Raw genomic sequence first — 24,429 nt, forward strand, 5'->3', positions numbered from 1 at the left:
TTTTATGGTGCCGACACCAAGAATCGAACTCGGGACCTTCTGATTACAAATCAGCTGCTCTACCATCTGAGCTATGCCGGCAGTTGGGTAAGAATAATTTCAAATGAATAAATTTATTTGATTATCCTAAGCTTTGGTTTACGTATTTCTTTTTCCTGACTTATCTTAGATCTTTGATCTAAATTACTATTTTTGATAGCACTCATAGTTTCCTGATTACCTTCTTTTCCATCAGAAAAGGTGATCCCTTGATTCATTTCCTTGGCAAAGATGCTTTTTATAGCATTGATTGGCATCTCCAGCTTTCTTGCCACGCCATTAAATCTTGCGGTAAAACTCACGATATCATTACTAATGATGAGCTCGTTAACTGCACTCGTGCTTATATTAAAAACAATTTCATTGTTTTTAATATAGTCCTTTGGAACGTCCAGTTCTGGAAAGGCTTGCACGGATATATAAGGCGTAAAACCACTGTCTACACACCAATCATAAATTGAACGAACCAAATAAGGCTTTGTTGAGTTAATCGTCATTTTCGCATTACTTTTTCTGATGCGGATAATGCATCAATGAATAGCGGGCGACTAAATAATCTTTCGGAATATTTCAATAATGGCGCTGCCTGCTTGGGAAGGCGAATTCCAAAATGTTCTAGGCGCCAAAGCAACGGCGCTATCGCAACATCAAGCATAGAAAACTCATCACCCAACATAAATCTTTGCTTCTCAAAAATTGGTGAGATGATCGTTAAATTATCAGAAATAACGGTTCGTGCCTTGTCCATTATTTTCTGATCGATACCTTCAAAAGCATCAATATGACAAAATAATTCTTCCTCAAAACGATACAGTAGTAGTCGTGCACGAGCGCGCATAACCGGATCAGCTGGCATTAATTGTGGATGTGGAAAACGATCATCAATGTATTCATTAATAATGTTTGATTCATACAATACCAGATCACGCTCTACCAGCACCGGCGCTTTCCCGTATGGACTCATTACTGCCAAGTCTTCTGATTTATTATTAGGGTCAACATCAATCACTTGGAAGTCCATATCTTTCTCGTGCAATACAATTCTGCAACGATGACTGTATGGGCAGGTAATTGTTGAATATAACGTCATCATAACTATTATTCTCTGACTCTAGGCTATTTTATATATGTGGTAAACGATGTCAGTGAATATCTCTCCAATATTCTTTTTTCAAGAAGTAAGACAATACCAACATACCCAACAGGAAAAGCATCACTTTAATGCCTAATTCTTTCCGTGCATTGGCATGTGGTTCACCCAAGTAGACTAGATAATTTATTAAATCACCTACAAATTTATCAAATTCTGCCCCAGTCATTTGACCTGGCTTATCCAGCAACAAGCTCTTCTGATTACCATTCACTTCCAGTTTTTGCTCACCTTGCAATTGATAAAGCACGTGAGGCATCGCGGCACGATCAAATACCAAATTATTCCATCCAGTCCCGGTCGAATCATCACGATAAAAAGCTTTTAAATACGTATACAGCCAATCGGCCCCTCTTGACCGTGCAATGACCGACAAGTCAGGCGGGACTACACCAAACCATTCCTCAGCTTCTTTAGTGCGCATAGCAGACAGCATCAAATCGCCGACTTTCTGCCCTGTATGAACCATTTTTTCAAGTATATCTTCATTCGTATATCCTATATCACGATGACGGTTATAACGCATATAGCTCGCACCGTGACATGTCAGACAAAAATTAACAAAGCTTTCTGCACCGCGCTGCAAAGAAGCATTGTCAGTTATATCTACTGGAGCTCGCTCTAATGGCATGCCAGATTCAGCAGCATACACACTAAATGGAGCTATGCATAAGATTAATATAGCAACAATGGTTATTTTCTTCATTTTTTTACTCTTGTAGTCTTTTGGGCTCAGGTTTGTTTTTATCAATCTTGCTATACCATGGCATCAAAATAAAGAATGCAAAATATATCACGGTAAAGATTTGCGCTAGCAGTGTATACAAGGGAGTTGGTGATTTCGTACCCAACCAGCCCAATACGAAGAAGCTGATAACAAACAATGTCAACGCGATTTTAAAGTAAGGGCCTTTATAGCGTACTGATTTAACAGGACTTCTATCCAACCACGGTAAGAAGCAGAAAATCACAACGGATCCCGCCATCAATATTACGCCCCACAACTTTGCTTCTATCCCCAGAAAGTTGACAGTGACAGCACGCAACATTGAATAATACGGCGTGAAATACCAAACGGGCGCAATATGATCTGGTGTTTGTAATGTATTGGCAGGTATGAAATTGTTATATTCCAGGAAGTACCCGCCCATTTCAGGCGCGAAGAAAATAATCCCGCAGAACACAAACAAGAACACTACAACACCCACAATATCCTTAACCGTGTAATAGGGGTGAAAGGGTATACCGTCAACAGGAATCCCCGTTGATGGATTTTTATTTTCCTTTATTTCAATCCCATCTGGATTATTTGATCCGGTTTCATGTAGAGCAAGAATGTGCACAAACACCAAGACCAACAAAACCAATGGCAGCGTTACAACGTGATAAGCAAAAAAACGATTAAGCGCTGCATCTGAAAGAGTGAAATCACCCAAAAGCCATTGTTGAAGGGTATCTCCAATGACCGGGATTGCTCCAAACATACTGACGATTACTTGCGCGCCCCAGTAAGACATTTGCCCCCATGGCAAAATATATCCGGTGAAGGCTAAAGCCATCAGCACAAAGAATATACACATGCCAACCAACCACAACAACTCCCGAGGCTTGCGATATGAACCATACAGCATTCCACGGAACATATGGAGATAAACCACGACAAAGAACATCGATGCGCCAGTAGAATGCATATACCGGATTAACCAACCGTAATCCACATCACGCATGATATATTCAACCGACGCAAAAGCCTGACTAGCATCCGGCTTATAATTCATAGTTAGAAAAATACCGGTAATTAACTGATTAACTAATACCAGTAAAGCCAATGAACCAAAGAAATACCAGAAATTAAAATTCTTTGGTGCATAGTACTCAGAAAGATGGGCTTTCCAGTTAGATGTCAATGGAAAACGCTTATCTATCCACTCAATCATGGAATTAAATAAATTACTCATTTACGTAGATCCCTCACTTTCAGATCCAATTAAAAGACGACTATCACTCAAATAAACATGAGGAGGCACAACCATATTTGTTGGAGCCGGCACATGCTTATAAACACGACCTGCCAAATCAAATTTTGAACCGTGACACGGACAGAAAAAGCCACCCAACCAATCAGGCCCCAGATCTGCCGGTGCAATATCCTTCCTAAATACAGGAGAACAACCTAAATGAGTACAGATACCTTCGGTAACTAGTATTTCGGGTTTGATTGATCGCGTGCGATTTTTCGCATATTCCGGTTGCTGATTTTTCTCCGAATTCGGATCAGCCAATTCATCTTCTATTTTTTCCAGAGTTTCCAACATTTCTGGTGTACGTCTCAAAATCCATACCACCCTACCTCGCCACTCGACCATTAACAGCATGCCAGACTCAAGTTTTGATATATCTACTTCTACCGGAGCCCCTGCTGCTTTGGCACGTTCACTCGGCATCATACTTAACAAAAAAGGCGTTGCTATCGCAGCGCCCGCAACACCACCAGCTACAGAAGTTGCCGCGACTAAAAACTTTCTTCTGCCGCTCATCTTCTCACTTATGCTGAAACTATCTGCCATCATATTCAATCATTCCATCAGTAATTTTTTTCACGTAAATCTATCAATAAAAAGGAAATTATCACCAGACTATCACCGCTTCTGCCAATTTATTCGCCATGCCCGCTACAAAAGCGCGCAGTATACCACAATCATTTTAAGGATTATAGAAAACTCGATGCAGATTGTACTGGCTGAGAGTCAAGTAAACAAAGCTGTATACATATTATTTACAAACGCATTACTTAACCTTTCCGTGACATTGTTTATATTTTTTACCAGAACCACAGGGGCATGGTTGATTACGACCTATTTTCTCGTCATTACGCACGAACGGCTGATGCTTTTCGGCGTGAACATTGCTTCGGCCTGATTCTTCTCCAGATATTTCGCTATAATTATCATGATGATACTGAACATTCTCTGGCGATCGCAGTGTCTCTGTCACCGCTTCCACTTGTTGTTCGCTTTTTATTTGAACCGTCAGCAGTATCTTTGTTACTACAGTCTTGACTTCTTCGAGCATATAAGTGAAAAGCCCGAAAGCTTCTCGCTTATACTCTTGTTTTGGATTCTTTTGCGCATATCCACGTAGATGTATACCTTGACGCAATTGATCCAATGCTGCCAAATGCTCTCGCCAGTGAGAATCAAGAATTTGCAACATTACAACACGTTCATAGTGATGAATTATTTCTGCACCAACCGCATCAACTTTTTCCTGATATTTTTTATTGGCCAGATCAATAATTCGCTGATTCAAACTTTCTTCATGCAAATCAGGTTGCTGCTCAAGCCATTCTCTCACTGGAAAGTGTAACTGAAAATCTGTCGCAAGCGCTTTTTCAAGTCCGGCTACATCCCATTGTTCTTCAACGCTCTGTGGTGGTATATACACATTGAATAAATCGTTCAATACACTTTCACGAACCGCTGTGATGGTCTCTGAAATATTCTGCTCCGCTTCTAATAATTCATTGCGTTGCTGATAAATCACTTGCCGCTGATCATTGGCAACATCATCGTATTCCAGCAATTGCTTGCGCATATCAAAATTTCTTGCTTCAACTTTGCGCTGCGCATTTTCAATAGCTTTTGTAACCCAAGGATGCTCGATCGCCTCCCCTTCGGGCATATTTAAACGCGTCATAATATTTGCAACACGATCAGAGGCGAATATTCGAAGCAGTGGATCTTCCAACGAAAGAAAAAAACGACTGGAACCTGGATCACCTTGCCTGCCCGATCGACCACGCAATTGATTATCCACCCTACGCGACTCATGCCGCTCGGTACCGATAATATGTAATCCTCCATTTCTCAAGACTTCTTCGTGAATTTCTTTCCATTTCTCCGAAACTTCACTAATTTGCTTTAGTTTAGCTTCCTCGCTTAGTTTTTCATCATGCCTTATACGTTCAATTTCTGGCTCTGGATTCCCTCCCAGTACAATATCAGTTCCACGACCTGCCATATTGGTAGCAATTGTAACCATTTTAGGACGCCCAGCTTGCGCAACGATATTTGCTTCACTCGCATGCTGTTTGGCATTCAAAACTTGATGCGGCAACTTTTCTCGTTCCAGCAGTTTGGATAGTAATTCATTGCTTTCAATGGACGTCGTACCTACCAGCACCGGCTGCCCATGCTCATAGCATTCTTTAATTTCCAGTATAATGGCTTCATTCTTCTCTTTCGTGGTACGAAATACCAAATCCATCCGATCATCACGAATCATTGCCTTATGCGTCGGAATAATAACGGTCTCCAATCCGTAGATTTGCTGAAACTCGGCTGCCTCCGTGTCCGCTGTTCCTGTCATACCAGATAGCTTCTGGTACATACGAAAGTAATTCTGAAAAGTAATGGAAGCAAGCGTCTGATTCTCTTTTTGAATAACCACTCCTTCTTTCGCTTCTACAGCTTGATGCAATCCATCGGACCAACGGCGGCCAGCCATCAAACGTCCGGTAAACTCATCAACGATCACCACCTCATCATTTTGCACAACATAATGTTGATCCAGAAAATATAAACTATGTGCACGCAAACCTGCGTTTACGTGATGGATCAAAATAATATTAGCTGGATCATAAAGACTGGTTCCTTGTTTCAATAATCCAGCAGAGGCTAATAATTTTTCAGCGTGTTCAAAACCAGATTCGCTTAATGTAACCTGATGAGATTTCTCATCGACACTATAATCACCTGGACTGTCTTCAGCTTCTTGGCGTATGAGTTTAGGAATCAGTGCATTGATGCGTACATAAATTTCTGTATCACCTTCCGCCTGCCCTGAAATGATTAATGGCGTACGTGCCTCGTCAATCAGGATCGAATCCACCTCATCCACGATCGCAAAATTAAGTGCGCGCTGCACTCGCTCGTTAGTGTGCGTCACCATATTGTCGCGCAAATAATCAAATCCATATTCATTATTCGTACCATAGGTGATATCTGCGGCATAAGCAGCCTGTTTATCAGCATAAGACATCTGCCCATAAATAACACCGACACTCAACCCAAGAAACTGATAAATTTTCCCCATCCAATCAGCATCACGTTTCGCCAGATAATCATTCACAGTAACAACGTGCACACCATTACCCGATAGCGCATTTAGGTAAGCCGGCAAAGTTGCCATAAGCGTTTTACCCTCACCCGTACGCATCTCTGCAATATTACCTTCGTTTAATACCATACCGCCAATAAGTTGTACGTCAAAATGACGCATATTCAACACTCGTTTGCCAGCTTCTCGTACCACAGCAAATGCTTCCGGCAGTAAATCACTCAATACCCCACCATCTTGGATACGCTGCTTAAACTCATCCGTCTTGGCACGCAAATCTGCATCCGATAAATCTGAAATAACCTGTTCCATTTCATTAATAGCGCGCACGACCTGAGAATACTGTTTAATCATTCGGTCGTTACGACTACCGAAAACTTTCTTGAGTAGATTACCTATCATAAATAAGTCTCTTATATTTCCGTATTTGAACAATCTGTTAAGAAAGGAAAGTGAGCTTCTTTCCCGCTCTGCAATATGCCTGAAGAAGATAACAGGCCGCTGAATAACTATCTGGGCTAGCGTTAAAAACGGGCTCGGAATGCTCTGCTAGGTTATTCAGCATTCCTTCACCCGTTATTACCTTGCATTCACTTCCTAGAAAGTTTTTTCAACGATCTATTTAAGGCTCAACTCGGCTTTTTCAGAAATTTGGCTGGATTTTGCGGTTTATCCTTGTGACGAATCTCAAAATGCAAATGTGGTCCGGTAGAACGTCCTGTACTGCCAACTTCAGCTATTTTCTGGCCCTGCAATACAACTTCCCCAAGCTTTACTATTCGCTTTGATGCATGCGCATATCGACTCACCAAATCGTCGCCATGATCAATTTCAACCATATTACCATACTCGGGATGACGATCCGAATAGATCACCACTCCGCTTGCAGAAGCTTTTATTGGTGTACCTGTTTTTGCGGCAAAATCGACACCTTCATGAAATGCTTTCTTCCCGGTAAAAGGATCAATCCGATAACCAAAACCAGAAGAATACCAACCTGTTTCAACTGGCATCTCAGAAGGTAAAACAAATTTAGTTATCCTGCCATAACGCAATAACGAATCGAGAGCCCCGAGCTTATCGGCTCTTTCGTCAAGCATACTGGATAATTCCTGGATCATGTCGTCAAACTCCCCGACCGTTAACTGATCCGCTGAGAAATCGAGACCACTCTTTGGCCCGCCTTGTCCCGGTGCCTCTTTAAACAAAAAGTCACGTGATTTGATTCCTGAAGTTTCCGCCAGACGCTCACCTAAAGCATCTAGGCGAATTAATTGTGCTTGCATATGCCCAAGCTTACTGGCCATAATATTGAGATTATCTTGCAGATGGGCTTGAATTTTCTGATGCTTTTCCTCTTGTGGATTAACCAATACTGCTCTTAATAATGGAGCATCAATTTTATCAGCGTAACGCAGCGAAACAAAATTCAACCCCAAAGCCACTATCACAACTATGATAGAAAAAATACCTAACAATAATATAATAAGTGGTCTTGTGAGTGTCAGCTTGCGCGCACGCTCGGCATTACTAGAAATAAAAATAATATTCATGCTTTATTCTCACAGGGTATTTCTTAAATAACCATGTTCCCTCTTAAAGTCGATTCATATCTTGATCTTCTGAGCAAAACACCCGAGTACGCGAGTTTGCTTTCATCGGCACGTCAGTTACATGAAGCTCAATCAACATTCTTTAAACTCATCCCAGCACAGTTAATACCGTATTGTCGTATGGGCCGAATTTTGGACGGCAAGATGACCGTCCTGGTAGAAAATGGCGCAATTGCTTCAAAGCTCAAGCAAATATCACCATCGCTACTAGTTAAACTGCAACAGCGTGGTTGGGAAGTTACTGCATTTCAAATATTGGTGCAAGCACATAACTCAACCAGTAACTCAAGGCCACTTGAAAAGCAATGGCACAGTAAGAGAAAATTGAAATTAAGTCAGATTGGCAAAGAATGTTTAAGTCAGCTTGCTACTACAATGCCGGACTCAGAACTCCGAAACACCATACAACTCTTCGTAGGAAAACACCAGAACGATCCAATTGATCACAATACTCCAGAAACGTGACACGAACAATAAGTGTCACCCAAAAAAGCGACGTTCTTATTTTTAATACCGATCAGCTTATCAATTACCTGATTCCATCAGCATTCTAGAGAAATCGGCACTATTCTTGCCCACGGTTGTCTACTTCATTTTTATTTTCTGTAACTGTCTCGTATATAATGCAGCAATACTAAACAGGTTTATACATGACAAAACAACTTGTTCTCAATTGTCTGTCAAAACTTTTATTTTTCCGATGATAATTTAACCTCAATGCGTCAGCTCAGTTCTAATTATCCGGCTGGCCGTATAAAAACCCTATGAACGTCTTTTATGAAGAAGCTGGAACCTTCAAGATAGGAACCATACTGGCTGACAATAATACCTCGTTACAAATCGAGGCTATCCACGGCAAGCGCTCAAAAATTAAAGCCGCATCCGTATTATTAAAATTCGATACGCCACCGTTATCCGAATTTATGAGTCATGTGCAGGAAATCATTGAAGAATTGGATCCAGATTTTCTTTGGGAATGCTGCGCTCAGGAAGTTGAATTTGCCAGCGACACACTGGCTACAGATTACTTTGGACACTCACCCAATCCGATCGAGGCCGCCGCTACATTGATGCTACTTCAAAATGCTCCGATGCATTTTTACAAAAAAGGACAAGGTCGCTACAAAGCAGCACCCCCCAATGCACTCAAAGCAGCTCTCGCCAGCTTGGAGAAAAAACGACTGCAAGCGGAACAACAAGCGTTTTATGTTGAGCGGCTTAAACGATTCATCCTGCCCGAGGAATTTAAACCATATCTTCCACAATTACTCTACAAACCAGAAAAAAATTCTATTGAGTGGAAAGCGCTTGAAGCAGTTTGTACCGAAACTAAGCTCACTCCTGCAAAGCTAATGGAAAAATGCGGTGCCATTCCGTGTTCACACGACTATCATTTCAATAAATTTATCTGGGAACATTTTCCTTCTGGGATCGGTTTTAGTGAATTAGATTCGCAGCCAACAACCCGCAAAGTGAGCGACTTACCTTATACAGATGTGACGGCATTTAGCATAGACGATGCTTCAACGACTGAAATTGATGATGCATTTTCTGTTACACCCCTGCCATTGGGAAGTTTCCGCATCGGCATTCATATTGCCGCGCCTGCCCTGGGAATTGATCCTGATTCCTCGCTTGATAAAACCGCTGCAACACGATTATCGACGGTATATTTGCCCGGAAATAAAATCACTATGCTGCCGGAAGCAATAATCAATCATTTCACACTCGCGGAAAACACAGTATGCCCGGTACTTTCGTTATATTTGGACGTTTCTGATGATTTTACCGTTATCAAGACCGAAAGCAGAATCGAGAAAATAAAAATTGTCGCAAATTTGCGTCACCACGAATTGGAACAACACTTTAATGAAATTGCATTAAATAGAGACAATTTTCAACATACCTTTAGCCAGGAATTAGGTTTACTATGGAAATTTGCCTGCAAAATGGAAAATCAGCGTGGCAAAGCCAACGATATTAATAACGACAAAATTGACTACAATTTTGAAATCAAAAACAATCATGTCACAATCAACGAACGCAGGCGTGGATCTCCGATTGATAAAGTAGTGTCCGAGTTGATGATTTATGTCAATATGGAATGGGGCAAACAGCTCGCTGATGCAGGTATTACCGGTATTTTTCGCAGCCAAGCCAATGGAAAAGTCAGAATGAGCACCTCTCCCGCCCCACATCAAGGACTCGGGGTGTCCCAATATGCCTGGAGCAGCTCTCCTATGAGGCGCTATGTGGATCTGATTAACCAACGGCAAATTATTGCACTGTTGCGTAATGAAACTCCGTTTTACACCAAAGATAGCGACAAGCTTTTAATTGCGATGCACGATTTTGAAATGATTTATGGCATTTATGGAGAATTTCAACGAGCCATGGAACGTTACTGGTGTATGCGCTGGCTGTTACAAGAAAAAGTTCAAACCATCAATGCACAGGTTATTAAAGAAAATTTAGTGAAATTTGATCGTATTCCTTTCATCACACGGGTTCCTTCATTACCGGAGATGGCAACAAACACTTACGTCAAACTTAAACTGTCTGAAATAGATTTACTAGAACGAACTTTGCATGCAGAATTCATGCAAAAACAGGATGCATGAAATTCACTGATACGGGAATAAAATGAACCCTGTGATAAGCAAAAGATTGTTGCCTAGAATACTGCAATCCTTAGATATATTAGATTTAACTTTCAAGGTTTGACCCTTTGGCTGCGACCTTTCAAATAGACGGAATCTCATCCATAATAACGGGTGGCTATCACTTCTTGCGAGCCAATCGCTTCTTTGCTGCAATGGTAGCTTCGCTACTGTTACACGTCATTATATTATTTGGGGTGACTTTTCAATTTCCGCCACCCTCAATGGACAAAATTGCATCCTCTCTTGAAGTTGTTTTAGTTAACAATAAAACTTTAAGCCAACCTAAAGAAAGCAAATTACTTGCGCAAGATAATCTGGATGGCGGTGGTAATACAGAAGATGATCGCCAGGCGAAAACACCCTTCCCGGTTCTGCCGAAAAATAAGCCCATCCTGAATGAAAAAATCGCGCAACAAAAAGTAAAACAACTGGAACAGGAAGCCAAGAAATTAATGGCCGCCGTCAGTGATATACCGCAAATCCGGGAACCTAGCACAGACGATAATGAAAATGAGGACGAAAGCAAGCCTGTCACCGCTGATGCAACGGAATTATTGTTGCGCAGCCTTGATATCGCTCGACTCAGAGCACAAGTGGATGAAGATCACGATAGCTATCAGAAACGTCCTAAGCGAAAATTTGTTGGTGCACGCACTAGAGAATACCGCTTTGCGCGCTATGTTGAGGATTGGCGCTTGAAAGTCGAACGTATCGGTAATTTAAATTACCCGGAAGCCGCCAGAAAAGAAAAGCTATATGGTAACTTGCAACTTACGGTTGGAATCCGTGCAGACGGTAGTCTGGAATCAATTGAAGTTAACCGCTCATCCGGAAAGAAAGTTCTCGATGAAGCCGCGATCAATATCGTAAGATTAGCTGGACAGAATGGATTCGCACCTTTTCCACCCGATATTAGTCAAGATACGGACATTCTACATATTACCCGGACGTGGGTATTTGCATCCTCAGACACACTACTGAGTCAATAATCCTTATTGGAACGGGAATTAATCTTTTTCTTCCAATTTAATTAAAGAGTTTTTACCTATGCTCGATTTGTATGCTGTGATTGGCAATCCCGTCTCACATAGTAAATCACCACTGATCCACACTGCTTTTGCACAACAAACCAATCAATCCATGCAATACGATGCACGCTTGGCTCCACTCGATGGTTTCATGCTAGCTGTAGAAAACTTCCGGCAACAAGGCGGAAAAGGATTGAACATCACCGTACCCTTCAAACTGGAAGCGCATGACCTATCCACCCACCTGACGGAGCGGGCAAAAATCGCGCAGGCAGTTAACACCCTTAAATTTGAAAATGATGAGATATTAGGTGATAACACGGATGGTACCGGACTCATACGCGATATCGGATCGAATCTGGGCCTCTCTATTACAGCAAAACGCATACTGTTACTTGGTGCCGGCGGCGCTTCAAGAGGCGTTATTCTTCCATTACTGCAGCAAAATCCCGCTTTACTAGTCATAGCAAACCGCACACCGCACAAAGCTAAGGCATTACAACAGCAGTTTATTTCGCATGGTCATATTGTAGCGGGTGATTTTATGGCTTTCTCAGATGAAAAATTCGACATCATTATTAATGCCACTTCCACCAGCCTGCACAATACATTGCCGGAAATATCCGCGAGTGTTTTTTCACATGCCGAGCTTGTTTACGATATGATGTACAGCCGTGAACTCACTGGCTTCCTTAAATTTGCTCAACAAAACGGCGCCCAACAGTTAGCCGACGGTATCGGCATGCTAGTCGAACAAGCCGCTGAATCTTTCTTTATCTGGCGCGGCATTAATCCTCAGACAAAACCAGTCATTACGATGCTGAAATCACACATGTTAAATCAATCTTAGCTGCTTCTTATTTCTATCAGTTGTAATTTTAACAAACCGATTTAATTAATCGCAATGTCGACAACAATTTTATGGTGCTGAAGTCGCAACGCGGTTTATACTCACCGGTCATCAAATTGCAAACTGTCCGGCGTATAAACAGTCTAAATTTATTTTCAATGAAAAGACTATCTTGCTAGCAAAAATCCGTTATGACTGAAACAAATAATAACAACGATCAGGAAAGCCCACCGACTCCGCTGCAACAAGCCTCTTTTCTGTTACGTAAATACAAATTAGTCGAAGGCCTGGTTAATTTGCAAGATAGCGTAGATCAGTCATTCAACGAATCAGTGGTCCAAAAACAAAACCTAACCGAGCTCCAGGAATTCCTAGATCAGCTTCATCCTGCCGATATCGCTAACATTTTGGAAGCACTACCGATCGAAGACCGCCTTCTGATCTGGGGCATGATCAAAACTGATCGAGACGGTGAAGTATTACTGGAAACTTCCGATGCCGTTCGCACGTCGCTGATCACTGATATGGGCACTCAAGAATTAGTCGCAGCTACGGAATACCTGGATGCCGACGAGATTGCCGACCTTGCGCCTGATTTACCACAAGAAGTTATGGATGATGTCTTTCGTTCATTACCTATGGATGAACGCGAGCAACTGCGTGCAGCCATGTCGTATCCAGAAGATTCCGTGGGCGCGCTGATGGATTTTGATGTCATCACGATCCGGGAAGATGTGCGACTGGAAGTTGTTCTGCGCTATTTACGCCGACTGGATGAAATGCCAGATCATACCGATCAATTATTCGTTGTGGATAGGAATGAACAATTGAAAGGGGTATTGTTGATCAACCGATTAATTGTTAGTGACCCTGACATCCTGGTCACCGAAGTGATGACTAAGGAAATGATTAAACTGCGACCAAACGATATCGCGCAACAGGCTGCCAACGCTTTTGAACGCTATGATTTGGTTTCAGCTTCGGTGGTTGATGAAAACAACAAACTACTCGGCCGAGTTACTGTCAACGTAGTCATCGATTTCATTCGTGAAACAGCAGAAAACGAAGCTCTGAACTTAGCCGGCTTGAATGAAGAGGAAGACCTTTTTGCGCCGATTTTGAAAAGTGTCAAGAACCGTTGGGGCTGGTTGGCGATAAACCTGGTCACTGCTTTTATCGCATCACGGGTTATCGGTTTATTTGAAGACTCGATCGAAAAGCTGGTCGCCCTCGCCGCGCTCATGCCGATCATCGCGGGCATTGGCGGTAACTCGGGCAACCAAACCATCACCATGATCGTACGCGCATTGGCACTGGACCAGATCAACACCAGTAGCGCCTGGAAATTAATCACCAAGGAAGTTGGTGTCAGCATCGTCAATGGCCTGCTATGGGGAACCGTTGTCGGCTTATTCACCTTCGCTATTTACCAAAATGCCGAACTGGGTTTAGTGATGACGCTGGCCATGACGCTCAACTTGCTACTAGCCGCACTATTAGGCGTAATAATACCATTGACCTTGCGCAAACTTGGCCGCGACCCCGCTTTAGGCTCCAGTGTGATGATCACTGCAGTGACAGACAGCGGCGGGTTCTTCATTTTTTTAGGTTTGGCAACCTTTTTCTTGCTATGAGCAAAGCTGATTTATCCAAGCAGCCGGCGTTTTAGGCCGGCAATCCCTTCACTCTTAAGAACTTCCCAACCGCGCTTTCCTATCGCCAAACCCGTCTTAGGCTGAGATAGCGATTGGCGAAGGATTCCGCCTAATTTTCCCCAATCGATATTGCTTGTGTTCCCACGAAACCCCGGAGTCAGAACCGATGAGAACTCTTTCATTGCCGCTTCACACTTCTTTTGATCGAAGAAATCCGGGAATTCCACTCTGCCTTGGGTATTCCACCAAGTCAAATAAGTAGTCGCATCGAAAGGGTTTTGGAATGCGCCTTGAAGGTCAATTCTTTCACGATAAACAAGACGCTGCGGCTTAGTGATCGGTGTTCCGTCCGTGTAGGAACCATAAGCCCAAGGCTCTTTTGCCAGCGGCTCATCAGCCAGTCCTTCAGTCTGCCTTGCATACCAATTAACAAGCTGATGTACAGCCTGATTATTCCCAGCATTTTTGGCAGCCATAATACGATGGGCACCACTGTCAAAACCGGTAAAATGATAGAATCCCAGTGGCTCACCGTCAACAGTGTAGCTGCCCGATGCAGACAAACCAAGCTTGCGAGTAGTCAGGTTCCAAGTCGCAACGTTGTGACGACTAGATTTCATGATTGCAACACCATCAAAGAATGCAGGTACAAGATCGATCCATCGCTGATCTGTAAAAAGCCCATTTGGAATATCAGCCCGACAAAAATGATAAATACGCTGACTCCACCACTCTGCAAATTCGTGACCGACATCAGAAGCATTAACAGCGATAAATCCAAGATTATAGATACCGTGCTTCAAACTACAAATTTCATTATCCATCACCGCGGAGAGCGTTTGCTCCGGCCGAGTCTGATGCGGCGTCAATACAATATTCGCATTGTCCAATGCTGCCGTAATGTCATCAAGACGAGAAAATGCAACGGTATCCGGATCAAGGTAAATAACCTTTTGGCAGCCAGGCAGCTTAAGCAACCGGGCCAGCATAAATGGCTTGATAGCGGTTGCCAACTCTACAATCGTGTGGCAAAAAGCCCATCCGCGCCAATCAGGAATATCCAGTTCACTTGCGGGCCAAATCTCGTCGAAAGGCTCTCGGCTGAGATCGACACCTGGTCTCGGTTCATCGGCAAGCGCCAAATGAAGCCGCCACTCCGGATGATGCTGCCGCAAGGATTGAAATAGCATGCGTACTTTTGGAATATAGTTAAAAGCCGCGCTGGTAAATACGTGAATATTGGACATATGAACCTCAATGAGCAAGATAAATCTTACTGTGAAACAAAATCAATTCATCAAGAACGCTTGCAGCATCCATAGAAGCAAGGACGAGCCCCTTCGAATAGGTAGCGATACGTTCAGCTGGTGCACCAACGTTAAACGATGCAACGGGTAGATCCATGCACATCAATTCCTGCACAACATAGGAAAACGTCTCAGGCCAGATTGAAGGAAACAACATAACATTCGCGCCTGAGGCATCAATGAGATTAGCTAACTGATCGTATCGGTATGCCCCGGTCTGACTGACAATAGAAGGCTCACAGCTTACCTCAATGGAACCAATGACAACAATATTGATATTGATTTCACGCCGTTTAATCTCACGAGATAGTCGCTGAATAAATGCCGCACCTTTGTGGAACCCGATCTGTCCGACAACACCGATGCGTAGTGACGCAGTCTGCTTGACCCGAGCAATCTTGTCCGCCAGATACGCAACCTGATGTGGCCTGATGGAAATCTGAGAGCTTTCAATTTGCGGATAAGCTTTCATTAAGAGCTGTGCCGTACTGTTGGAAAAAGTAACGATTTCATCGGCAACGGCCAGGAGTGACCCCCATATTGCTCGCCACTTAGAAATATCACGTTCGACAAAAAGTGTAGCGAAGCCATAGCGATTCCTAGGTAAACAATTATTACACACACTTATCTCTGGAATCTGGCAATACTTCCCCTCATGATCAAGGAGAAAATGAGAGGGGCAAACTAGATAAAAATCATGTGCAAGTACAATGAGTCGAGCGGAAGTCAGCGTTTTCAATTGTATTAAAAATTGCGGAATCTCATCCGGCTTAACAAAAGACACTGCCGTATTGTAAATAATATCGCTGACTGAAAGCTGTTGTAGCGCTTTCCACAAGAATGTGATATTAGGTATTGCATACCGAACATTCAAACGTTTGTTCCGCACGATCACCATGTGCGATAAGGTTGTCACATGATAAGTTAAGATAATTGCGCTTCGTCCTTCGCGAATGATGGCTTCAACCAAACGGTCTCGGTACTGGTTTGCACCTCCACCCAGATTGTGATCTAAAATCACGCTCAGGTTCTCGCCTTCCAGCGGCTCAAACAAAGAGGCAAGCTCATCAGGTTTTTGCAACGTGGTTTGCGGTCTTCCATTAAGGTATCGTTTTACTTTATCAAAGAAAGAAGAAATTTTTCCTGATCGGATAAGATACAGCCCCCGCTTAAATAGAGTACCTGCTTGACTTAGTACAATACGATTTTTAACCTTTGTATAATCATCAGAAAATCGGATGATTTTTGAAGGCGGAACTGATAGATCGATTACAGAACCATCCGCCAAGGCGCATTCCAATATAATGGCATTCGGATATTTCTCATCAGAAAGCGCTCCGAACACCACATAACCGGAGTTCAATGCTCTAATATGGTTCGGATAAGTACGCCCAACATCTTCCCGAGGTTTTCCAAAGTCGGCGTAAATATATTCTGGGGCATCCTTTTTTACTGATGTCACCCGGAAACGCAGCGAAGCAATTTCGTGTCGTGCATGAAAAACCCAGCCAAAGCCAAACAACACATTATCCTTAACCACCAAGGAATCAATTGTCCAGTATAAATCAGACATCCGACCTCCTGCGGTTTGGATCGAGCTTTATTAGTTTTAGTAGCTTGTAGCCTAGAGAAGATTGAATAGATTCAAGTTGAGCGCTTATTTGTGTCAATTGGCCCTGTAATTGCTGCTGCCCTTGCAATCGATCAATAGCAAGCGATTCCGCATAGTCTTTGGCTTCCTCGGTAGCAGCAAGTTGAGTTTGCAAACGCTGAATTTCGGCCAGACGTTCATAAGCGAACTTTTCGGCCACAGACTTTGCCGACTCTGTGCGCTTAAGTCGCGACTCCAGAGTTTCTCCTGGAAAAGAGCCAGAACAACCTGGCAAGCTTGCATCGGGAGACCAGGTTGAAAACACCCTACTCTCAACACCGGATGAAAAAGCACTTAGCTCAGATTCCATCCGCAAAAATCTGGAAAAATCCTCCTCGCTAGGCGAGAAACCTAGGTTATTCATCACAGCCAGAAGAAGCCTTCCCCGCGTTGCCAAAGCAGGATCTTGTGGCTGGGAAAATGTCGAAATACCTTTCATCAATGACGTAATTGCACGAAAAAGCAGGTAGTCGAGCGAAATTCCCTGCAATGCGCACCATTCACGATCAATGTAGGCTGCTTTTCCGTCATTTGTTATAATGATATTCGACGGGATGGCGTCAAGATAATCTCCGGGAAGCAATATATCCTGCAGCTGCGAGTTACACAAATGGCCTTCCGAATGAGCAATTTTCAGAATAATTTCCAGGTACCTGGAGAAATAATTCTGAATTTCTTGAATAGTCCAGTCCGGTCTGGTCACAATCTCAACAAATTGTCGATACAGAGTTTTCCCACGGAAATAAGCTAAGTCACATGGTGGTTGAAAAAAAAGATGAGAATTCTCTACCATTTCAAGCAAACTATTTGTGGGAAGCACACGACGCTTTACCAGAATAGATTCATCGGAACGGACAAAAGCAGTCTCCTTACAAAAGTCAGATCTCCGGTCTGTACTAAAATAATAGGCAAGTACGCCTGATCTCAAATCATCTTCAGAACAATTGGCCGCAACGATCAAGAATGAATTTGCCAAATCGACAGCCAAGCCGTTAAGAAAAACAACCGGCAAAGACCGCTCCAACGAAAACAATGTCCTCTCGGGCAATTGCGCATCTTTCGTGATGGATTGACATGCAAGTTCAGCCGCATCAAAATCAGGTGCATTTAAGCCTTCGGCAGTAAGGATACAGACCGGAAGTTTATAATCGGGAAACGGAATCAGGAATTCTGACTTTGCAAAACCTGCTTGATGGATCAATTCAGAAAGGAATCTACGCCCAAACGTCTGCGGCTCATCAATTTGATAGCGCCCTTCTATTCCGTACATTGGTTGCCCAAGATGATCTTCAGGCGCGCCTGCGAAATACTTCAGCCCAAGTTGATTTTCGATTGCCAGGATCATTTTGCCATTTGGCTTCAACAACGATCGTACATGCTCAAGCATCGCTAATGCAGGATGTTCAGCCGTAGCAAAAAGACTAGCATACTCCAACACTCCAATGAGCGTGATTACGTCAAATTTCTGATTAATCAGGAACCGATCAAATTGTTCCGCAACCACCATGACATTTGGCAGATCACGCGTTCTTAATCTGGCAATGGCAGCGCGCCGGAGACTACCTTCAAGCGCTAAAACATTTGCGCCGCATTCTCCTAAATAACGTGAAATCGCACCGCAACCAGCGCCGATTTCAAGAATATGCCCGTTAAGATCGGATTCAAACGGGCGTAAAATATTGGCACGGACACCTGACAAATGATACAACGAAGGCCAATCAGTACAATGACTGCGCAACTCACTTGACAATACGCTAAGATCCTTTGTCGACCTCACAATTTGCTCAATACGCTGCTCGACTTCGTCCCCATCGCTGTAAGCGATGCCGCAATATTCAGGTCGCGACCAAGTGTCGGCTTCGGTATTCGAAATATAGCCGGCTTGTAACAGAAATGATTGCATCATATTATTTCCTGTACTGTCAATTCCAGCTCTAGATCACACAAACCAAAAAATGCAATAACTGGACTCACCTGCAAGTGAATGGCGTCATACCGTCTATCATGCGGAACCACTTCCCCATTCTGTTGGGTTGCAACTCCCAGAGAAATAAAATAATCTCCCGGTGCAAGTCGGCAATTAAAAACAGCATCAGCAACTATCACCGTATCTTTTTTACCCAATGACTCAAAGGCTGCTACTTGCAGCGTTGTAGAATTAGCGCCGTAAACTGTAATACCTGCCTTGGTTTTGATAGTGATACCCAGAATCGGATATATCAAGTCGGCGTGGAACCTTATCACAACACCCAGCGTAATGGACTGCCCTGTCGTAACCACTGATGGATAAAGCTCATTCCCAGCTGACAAATAGAAATCGAGAATTGTTGCCGACCCATCTCCCCAACGATACTCATGCGGATTATATCCAGTACGCGTAGCAAATACATCGTCGATGTAATTCAGCATGAGCGGATCACTTTCTATATTCGTAGAAAAGCTGGAAATAGTGGAAGAAGGTAGCAGACTAGATTCTTTACGCGCCTTACCAAATAACAAATCCATATAGCGATTGATGACATGCCGTGGCTCGCCGGTCACCACAACGGAACCTTCATTGAGTAACATCGCTCGGGAGCAATGCGTCACAATCTGCTCACTGGAATGTGTCACTAATAAGATGCATGCCCCCTTGTCTTTGAGTCGTTTTAAACACTCAAAGCACTTAGCTTGAAACTTTGCATCACCTACTGCCAAGGCTTCGTCAACAATCAATATATCCGGAGAAATCTGGGCTTGAACAGCAAAAGCAAGACGTACCATCATTCCGCTAGAATATGTCTTGACCGGCTGTTCAATAAATTCACCGATGTCGGCAAAGGCCGCAATATCATCAAAGCGCGCATCAATTTCTTCCTGGCTCAGACCCAGCACGGTAGCATTCATGTAAACATTTTCCCGCCCAGTGAACTCCGGATTGAAACCTGAGCCCAATTCCAGCAACGCGGCAATACGCCCGTAGGTCTGGACATTACCACTAGTCGGGTTTAACGTACCGCAAATCATTTGTAGCAAAGTAGACTTGCCGCAGCCATTGCGACCAATAATGCCGACGGTCTCACCCTTCTTGATCTCGAATGAAATATCCTTCAACACCCAAAACTCACGAAAATATTGCTTAGGTCTTCGTCCAGACAGGCGTTGCAAACGGGGAATAATGATTTGCTTGAGGAAATCGCGCGGATGATCGTAAATCTGATAGCACTTGCTCAGGTCTTCGACCTTAACAGCAATGTCAGAGGACATTGGCAAATCCCTTGCGTGTCTTTTGAAACCAAGCAAAACCCAGCCACGCCGTAATCGCGGCAAGTATCAAGTAGATAATCCATCCCTGCCAGCTTATTCCATTTCCCCAAATCATCACGCCACGAGACTGTTCAATGATAAATGTCAGTGGATTGATTTGCAGAAATCGATGGTATTCCGCGGGCAAAGCAGTGATCGGATAAAAAATCGGTGACAAAAACAACAGTGCAGTCGTCATCACGCCAACAATTTGGCTGACATCGCGTAAAAATACGCCCAATGCTGCCAGAAACCAACTAAGCCCTAAAGTCAGCAATAAAAATGGAATCAGCAGTAAAGGAAACCATAAAAGCGTTGCTTGGGGTACGCCAAAAAAAACCAAATAAAAAATCAGCCAGACCAGAAAACTAATCAAGAAGTGAAAAACTGCAGAACCAATGGTAACAATGGGTAGTATTTCCAAGGGAAACACCACTTTCTTAACGTAGTTCACATTTCCCAATATCAAACCCGGAGATCGATTAATGCACTCTGCAAACAAGTTGTAGATCATCAGGCCGGCAAACAACACCAGAGCAAATTCGGTTCTGGAATCAGTGCCGCCCGCCCAGCGTGCCTTGAATACCACACTAAAAACAAATGTATAAATAATCAGCATCAAGACTGGATTAAAGAATGACCATAATATCCCCATAATCGAACCGCGATAACGGCCAATAACTTCCCGTTTGATCAGCGAATAGATCAGACTTCGATGGGTCTTGAGTGTATTGACTAGGGTAAATGGAGAGATCGATCGAGCAGCGTGCGGATTCAATTTTAATATTCCAAGCTTACAAACAAACTTTCTAATCTTACAAAATGCACAAACCCTTCCCGAAAGCACTTCTGCAGAAATTGGAAGAAAATTCCCACCAACTCATATTGCTTGATTGCAGAATTATGACAACAATAACAGGTGCTATATTATCTACAAAAACGTGAATGAGCGCGAGTTATTTATCTGACAAGTTGTTGAAAAACATAATCGAGACAATCATTGCAAGAAAACAAACAAGCAAGCTCAATATATACTTGATCAAATTTACGACCATGCATTACATCCCAGCAGCGCTACCTCTATCACGCTCATGAAACTGTTTAGCGCGCTATTCTAGTGAAATTTTCCAGCAATCGATGTGACTAATGCCACACGACATGCTTTATATCTTTTCAAGCACATCCATCACTCCGAATGTAGAGAAAAGTCTTCCAGAATATATTTATATCGCAAACACCTTGCTGCGCCGCCTATTTTTAAAATTGTCCCCGACGCTGCTTGGCGAATTTACGCTACCCGCAATAACGTAACCAAAGTCAATTGGCTCATAATGATAAGCACCCGGTGCTGTCAACTCCTAGCATTGACAAATTCACAAAAGAAATGCGAACCTTGAAGAAAGATCGTATCTCGAAGAAGTGCGGGCGAAGATGGATCCGAGCATCATTGCACGGCTCCATGAACTTTTCGCATCTCCAAAGTTGATCGAAGAAATTAAGAACTCGATTTTTCAAGTTGCTCAATATGGTTCTGGTAATGAGTTAATTACGAGATTCAAAATCGGCTTACTGGTTCGTTTTCCTTTTAGCCGCTTAATTGATGCAGATCGTATTGATACAGCAGGTGCGAAAAATCTGCGAGCAGCAAGGCGCGCGCGAAAAAATACTAGCGGAGAACTGGGACGCACCAGTGATTTATGCAACCATGGTGCAATTACTTGAAACACTTTCTGACGGGGGGTTCTCGTGGCGCAAGACGGATGCACCAATTGGCAAGCCCCGTGTTAGTCTTTGATGAAATCCAGACTTTGCCAGTTAATACTGTTCACATGCTTTGCAAGTTATCAATTTTCTTGTGGAACAAGTGTGATAGTACTGTGATTTTATGTACTACCACTCAGCCGTTACTAAATAGCGTGGATTTTCCAAAGAGAGTTTTGAAATTTACCAGAGACAGCGAAATCATGCCTGATGTGAAGCAATTATTTGACGATCTAGAACGTGTCAAAGTGTTCAACCAACGAAAGTCGCGCGGTTGGAATGTTGAAAAGATCGCCGAATTGGCATTACGCGAAGTAAGTGAGAGTGGTAGTTGTCCGGCGATTGTGAATACCAAGGTAGCGTCCAGTCTCACGGCTGGACTAGAGTCTTGGCCACACTTGGGTTCCGTCGAAAATAATCGGCATATCGCGATCTACTTGTTCGGCGGATGGGCTTACTGTTACTTGCTGACTTGTGCCACCACAAGATTCCAGCAATGGATTTGTTTTCAGATTACGATTAACGGTGAACGTCACCGGAAGGTCATAAGCATGACCTCCTGGCAATCCATCATACTTTGAACCAACTGCCGGAGTCCAAAAATTAACTGCATCGCCATTATTCATGTTACCAATGCCGGTTATTCTGCAAATATCAGCTGCCGCAATGTTAATTATCACCGACTTGGCACATGATGCGTCGTTAAACAGTATCGCACTAGAAACAAATGGTATGCGGCCCCATGCATAAGGCGCCAAGGTTCGTCCGCCACCAAACCATAATCCGGTAGTATTCCCATTTGCATCTGTTTTCCGATCCTGCTCACTGAATAAGGAGCGATCTTGTATGAATTGAATCGCTCCACCCCAGTTTAAAAGAAATTCATCAATTGAACCGTTATGCGGATTGCCGTCGACAGTAATCGTCGAATCCACACCATCTGGAAAGACAATACTATGACCAATCACAGGGCTCTCGCCGCATCCATGTGTAATCACAATATGATTATTAGACGGTTTTCCTTCAGCAATTTTAGGCGGCTCTATCACTGTGTGCGCGATAGTTTGCTGAAAAAAGCCAACAATCAATAAAATGATTGTCAGAAGATGTTGAATGAGCAATCTTAATGTCGTTTGCATTGCGTATTTCCTTAATAGGTTATCTATTTGTATCAATGATAATAAGTAAAAAATATCAGCTGGGAAGAAGCAAAGCACTCACTTGAAATATGTACCTTTTCTCAAGATACCACCCGCTTTACTTTTTGTATTATCAATTACCGATACTCGATTAACAATGCGACATTTTGTCGCATGTGATCATTCTTAGAGTGAATCAATCACGCCACCAAGTACGGCGCCCGAAATCAATAAAAAATCGAATGAATACCTGTTTTATGGATTGATTTTAAATCTGGCTTGAGCTGTCAAACTTCATTGCCAACCAAAACATCTTTAGGGGGATAAATATCGAAGGAATTAAACCAATGAATTTTCCGTACTGAGCATTGCAACGCTAAACTAAAATTCTAATATCGGAACAAAACAATAATTCAGATAGCTTTCAACAATCTATAAGCGCTTGACTACCACTTCGACCAGAAATAAATGGCAATTTTAACATTTCCGGTCGGTGGGATTATGATGTAACAGAGCATTACGACTTGCTATCAGGCGCTTGGATTATTTAGAAACAGCTATTATGCAAAAATAGCCGTTAACTTTGCCAGCAATCCATCAATCATGGGCTGGAACACGCCCAGAAAATTTGGCAGTTGCAATATGCCAACAATCAGTATCAATAAACCGCCAGCAACTATCCCATATTTAAGGCCTTTTGCAAAATTCGCCGATGCAGGCGCACGTGTATAAGTGTGATTAGAAAATGCCAAAAATATTTTGAGTATGCCCAGCAAAACACCCGCAGCGATACACCCTAAAAACAAATGTAGTGCACAAAAAATTCTTTTAATTAAAGTCTCATCAGCCAGTTCCAGGCTTGAGAAACGAAGACAAACAATAATTACAAACAGCAAAATGAGGGAGTTCCAAAAACCTCCAAATCTCATTCTAACTTCACTTTCCATACTCATATACAACTCCCTTTAGAATAAATTTATACCACAATCGAATAAAAAATTATTTACATAAATTTGTAAAAATTTGACACATCAATTTTGCACGCACTATCCAGGTTGAGCATTCAGCGTTGATATCAACGCTCATGCCCTTCCACTTTATAGCTTGATGATTATAGCGAAATTAACCTGGATTGTAGTCACACGCGCAATAAATTTCTTATTGCTTTGA

20 protein-coding genes and 1 tRNA gene are annotated in these 24,429 nt (G+C 42.8%); 6 read left to right on the forward strand and 15 right to left on the reverse strand.

Annotation, left to right across the window (positions count from 1 at the left end; genetic code table 11):
- Positions 1-5: 5 nt before the first annotated feature.
- From Q0C11_RS10125 to Q0C11_RS10160, 8 genes are all read right to left on the reverse strand, one after another.
- Positions 6-81, reverse strand: a tRNA-Thr gene (locus Q0C11_RS10125).
- A 32-nt stretch (positions 82-113) separates the two neighbouring features.
- Entirely contained in the window at positions 114-536 is a 423-nt protein-coding gene (locus tag Q0C11_RS10130) for a ClpXP protease specificity-enhancing factor (RefSeq protein WP_293007590.1), read from the reverse strand.
- A complete protein-coding gene (locus Q0C11_RS10135) occupies positions 533-1,132 on the reverse strand; it encodes a glutathione S-transferase N-terminal domain-containing protein (RefSeq protein ID WP_293007592.1) in 600 nt (199 codons plus the stop codon). The genes Q0C11_RS10130 and Q0C11_RS10135 overlap by 4 nt, the downstream gene beginning before the upstream one ends.
- Positions 1,133-1,181: 49 nt before the next feature.
- On the reverse strand, positions 1,182-1,895 hold the full coding sequence (locus tag Q0C11_RS10140) for a cytochrome c1 (protein ID WP_293007625.1): 714 nt from the start codon (positions 1,893-1,895) through the stop codon (positions 1,182-1,184).
- Between the two features lie 4 nt (positions 1,896-1,899).
- The gene (locus Q0C11_RS10145) at positions 1,900-3,147 is read right to left on the reverse strand and encodes a cytochrome bc complex cytochrome b subunit (RefSeq protein WP_293007594.1); all 1,248 of its coding nucleotides are present in this window, start codon (positions 3,145-3,147) and stop codon (positions 1,900-1,902) included.
- Complete coding sequence (gene petA, locus Q0C11_RS10150) at positions 3,148-3,759, reverse strand: ubiquinol-cytochrome c reductase iron-sulfur subunit (protein WP_293007596.1); 612 nt, start codon at positions 3,757-3,759, stop codon at positions 3,148-3,150.
- A 217-nt stretch (positions 3,760-3,976) separates the two neighbouring features.
- Entirely contained in the window at positions 3,977-6,709 is a 2,733-nt protein-coding gene (gene secA, locus Q0C11_RS10155) for a preprotein translocase subunit SecA (protein WP_293007598.1), read from the reverse strand.
- 227 nt (positions 6,710-6,936) lie between these two features.
- The gene (locus Q0C11_RS10160; protein ID WP_293007600.1) at positions 6,937-7,860 is read right to left on the reverse strand and encodes a M23 family metallopeptidase; all 924 of its coding nucleotides are present in this window, start codon (positions 7,858-7,860) and stop codon (positions 6,937-6,939) included.
- 33 nt (positions 7,861-7,893) lie between these two features.
- Here Q0C11_RS10160 and Q0C11_RS10165 point away from each other — a divergent pair, with 33 nt between their 5' ends.
- The 5 genes from Q0C11_RS10165 to mgtE all read left to right on the forward strand — a co-directional run bounded on the left by Q0C11_RS10165 (position 7,894) and on the right by mgtE (position 14,095).
- Positions 7,894-8,385: a DciA family protein gene (locus Q0C11_RS10165; protein ID WP_293007602.1), complete on the forward strand. Its 492-nt coding sequence runs from the start codon at positions 7,894-7,896 to the stop codon at positions 8,383-8,385.
- A gap of 299 nt (positions 8,386-8,684) precedes the next feature.
- The gene (locus Q0C11_RS10170; RefSeq protein WP_293007604.1) at positions 8,685-10,541 is read left to right on the forward strand and encodes a ribonuclease catalytic domain-containing protein; all 1,857 of its coding nucleotides are present in this window, start codon (positions 8,685-8,687) and stop codon (positions 10,539-10,541) included.
- A gap of 194 nt (positions 10,542-10,735) precedes the next feature.
- Positions 10,736-11,572 carry an energy transducer TonB gene (locus Q0C11_RS10175; protein WP_293007627.1) on the forward strand — a complete coding sequence of 279 codons (837 nt, stop codon included), beginning with the start codon at positions 10,736-10,738 and terminating at the stop codon, positions 11,570-11,572.
- A 58-nt stretch (positions 11,573-11,630) separates the two neighbouring features.
- Positions 11,631-12,461 carry a shikimate dehydrogenase gene (gene aroE / locus Q0C11_RS10180; RefSeq protein WP_293007606.1) on the forward strand — a complete coding sequence of 277 codons (831 nt, stop codon included), beginning with the start codon at positions 11,631-11,633 and terminating at the stop codon, positions 12,459-12,461.
- Positions 12,462-12,652: 191 nt separating this feature from the next.
- Complete coding sequence (mgtE, locus tag Q0C11_RS10185) at positions 12,653-14,095, forward strand: magnesium transporter (RefSeq protein WP_293007608.1); 1,443 nt, start codon at positions 12,653-12,655, stop codon at positions 14,093-14,095.
- Positions 14,096-14,106: 11 nt separating this feature from the next.
- Here mgtE and Q0C11_RS10190 read toward each other — a convergent pair whose 3' ends face one another.
- Genes Q0C11_RS10190 through Q0C11_RS10210 form a run of 5 tightly spaced genes read right to left on the reverse strand, consistent with a single transcriptional unit; the run spans position 14,107 to position 21,137 of the window.
- The gene (locus Q0C11_RS10190; RefSeq protein WP_293007609.1) at positions 14,107-15,363 is read right to left on the reverse strand and encodes a glycosyl transferase; all 1,257 of its coding nucleotides are present in this window, start codon (positions 15,361-15,363) and stop codon (positions 14,107-14,109) included.
- A gap of 7 nt (positions 15,364-15,370) precedes the next feature.
- The gene (locus Q0C11_RS10195; RefSeq protein WP_293007611.1) at positions 15,371-16,996 is read right to left on the reverse strand and encodes a glycosyltransferase; all 1,626 of its coding nucleotides are present in this window, start codon (positions 16,994-16,996) and stop codon (positions 15,371-15,373) included.
- Complete coding sequence (locus Q0C11_RS10200) at positions 16,989-18,980, reverse strand: bifunctional 2-polyprenyl-6-hydroxyphenol methylase/3-demethylubiquinol 3-O-methyltransferase UbiG (RefSeq protein WP_293007613.1); 1,992 nt, start codon at positions 18,978-18,980, stop codon at positions 16,989-16,991. Before Q0C11_RS10200 ends, Q0C11_RS10195 begins: the two co-directional genes overlap by 8 nt.
- Positions 18,977-20,320 carry an ABC transporter ATP-binding protein gene (locus tag Q0C11_RS10205; protein WP_293007615.1) on the reverse strand — a complete coding sequence of 448 codons (1,344 nt, stop codon included), beginning with the start codon at positions 20,318-20,320 and terminating at the stop codon, positions 18,977-18,979. The genes Q0C11_RS10200 and Q0C11_RS10205 overlap by 4 nt, the downstream gene beginning before the upstream one ends.
- On the reverse strand, positions 20,310-21,137 hold the full coding sequence (locus Q0C11_RS10210) for an ABC transporter permease (RefSeq protein ID WP_293007617.1): 828 nt from the start codon (positions 21,135-21,137) through the stop codon (positions 20,310-20,312). Before Q0C11_RS10210 ends, Q0C11_RS10205 begins: the two co-directional genes overlap by 11 nt.
- Before the next feature lie 653 nt (positions 21,138-21,790).
- On the opposite strand from Q0C11_RS10210, the gene Q0C11_RS10215 reads away from it, so the two are divergent.
- Positions 21,791-22,081 (forward strand): hypothetical protein, encoded by a 291-nt coding sequence (locus tag Q0C11_RS10215; RefSeq protein ID WP_293007619.1) that lies wholly within the window; start codon positions 21,791-21,793, stop codon positions 22,079-22,081.
- A 419-nt stretch (positions 22,082-22,500) separates the two neighbouring features.
- Here Q0C11_RS10215 and Q0C11_RS10220 read toward each other — a convergent pair whose 3' ends face one another.
- Positions 22,501-23,259: a hypothetical protein gene (locus tag Q0C11_RS10220; RefSeq protein ID WP_293007621.1), complete on the reverse strand. Its 759-nt coding sequence runs from the start codon at positions 23,257-23,259 to the stop codon at positions 22,501-22,503.
- A gap of 560 nt (positions 23,260-23,819) precedes the next feature.
- Positions 23,820-24,212: a hypothetical protein gene (locus tag Q0C11_RS10225; protein ID WP_293007623.1), complete on the reverse strand. Its 393-nt coding sequence runs from the start codon at positions 24,210-24,212 to the stop codon at positions 23,820-23,822.
- Positions 24,213-24,429: the final 217 nt, after the last annotated feature.

Origin of the sequence: Nitrosomonas sp. (assembly GCF_022842015.1) — a bacterium.
GTDB lineage: Bacteria > Pseudomonadota > Gammaproteobacteria > Burkholderiales > Nitrosomonadaceae > Nitrosomonas.

Bases quoted from the DNA above. Each gene is read 5' to 3' on its own strand.
- Q0C11_RS10220 (WP_293007621.1), bottom strand. From the start codon at position 23,259: ATGCAAACGACATTAAGATTGCTCATTCAACATCTTCTGACAATCATT.
- secA (WP_293007598.1), bottom strand. From the start codon at position 6,709: ATGATAGGTAATCTACTCAAGAAAGTTTTCGGTAGTCGTAACGACCGA.
- Q0C11_RS10190 (WP_293007609.1), bottom strand. From the start codon at position 15,363: ATGTCCAATATTCACGTATTTACCAGCGCGGCTTTTAACTATATTCCA.
- mgtE (WP_293007608.1), top strand. From the start codon at position 12,653: ATGACTGAAACAAATAATAACAACGATCAGGAAAGCCCACCGACTCCG.
- Q0C11_RS10175 (WP_293007627.1), top strand. From the start codon at position 10,736: ATGGTAGCTTCGCTACTGTTACACGTCATTATATTATTTGGGGTGACT.
- Q0C11_RS10160 (WP_293007600.1), bottom strand. From the start codon at position 7,860: ATGAATATTATTTTTATTTCTAGTAATGCCGAGCGTGCGCGCAAGCTG.
- Q0C11_RS10195 (WP_293007611.1), bottom strand. From the start codon at position 16,996: ATGTCTGATTTATACTGGACAATTGATTCCTTGGTGGTTAAGGATAAT.
- Q0C11_RS10130 (WP_293007590.1), bottom strand. From the start codon at position 536: ATGACGATTAACTCAACAAAGCCTTATTTGGTTCGTTCAATTTATGAT.
- petA (WP_293007596.1), bottom strand. From the start codon at position 3,759: ATGATGGCAGATAGTTTCAGCATAAGTGAGAAGATGAGCGGCAGAAGA.
- Q0C11_RS10170 (WP_293007604.1), top strand. From the start codon at position 8,685: ATGAACGTCTTTTATGAAGAAGCTGGAACCTTCAAGATAGGAACCATA.
- Q0C11_RS10205 (WP_293007615.1), bottom strand. From the start codon at position 20,320: ATGTCCTCTGACATTGCTGTTAAGGTCGAAGACCTGAGCAAGTGCTAT.
- Q0C11_RS10145 (WP_293007594.1), bottom strand. From the start codon at position 3,147: ATGAGTAATTTATTTAATTCCATGATTGAGTGGATAGATAAGCGTTTT.
- Q0C11_RS10225 (WP_293007623.1), bottom strand. From the start codon at position 24,212: ATGAGTATGGAAAGTGAAGTTAGAATGAGATTTGGAGGTTTTTGGAAC.
- Q0C11_RS10215 (WP_293007619.1), top strand. From the start codon at position 21,791: ATGGATCCGAGCATCATTGCACGGCTCCATGAACTTTTCGCATCTCCA.
- Q0C11_RS10165 (WP_293007602.1), top strand. From the start codon at position 7,894: ATGTTCCCTCTTAAAGTCGATTCATATCTTGATCTTCTGAGCAAAACA.
- Q0C11_RS10135 (WP_293007592.1), bottom strand. From the start codon at position 1,132: ATGATGACGTTATATTCAACAATTACCTGCCCATACAGTCATCGTTGC.
- Q0C11_RS10140 (WP_293007625.1), bottom strand. From the start codon at position 1,895: ATGAAGAAAATAACCATTGTTGCTATATTAATCTTATGCATAGCTCCA.
- Q0C11_RS10200 (WP_293007613.1), bottom strand. From the start codon at position 18,980: ATGATGCAATCATTTCTGTTACAAGCCGGCTATATTTCGAATACCGAA.
- aroE (WP_293007606.1), top strand. From the start codon at position 11,631: ATGCTCGATTTGTATGCTGTGATTGGCAATCCCGTCTCACATAGTAAA.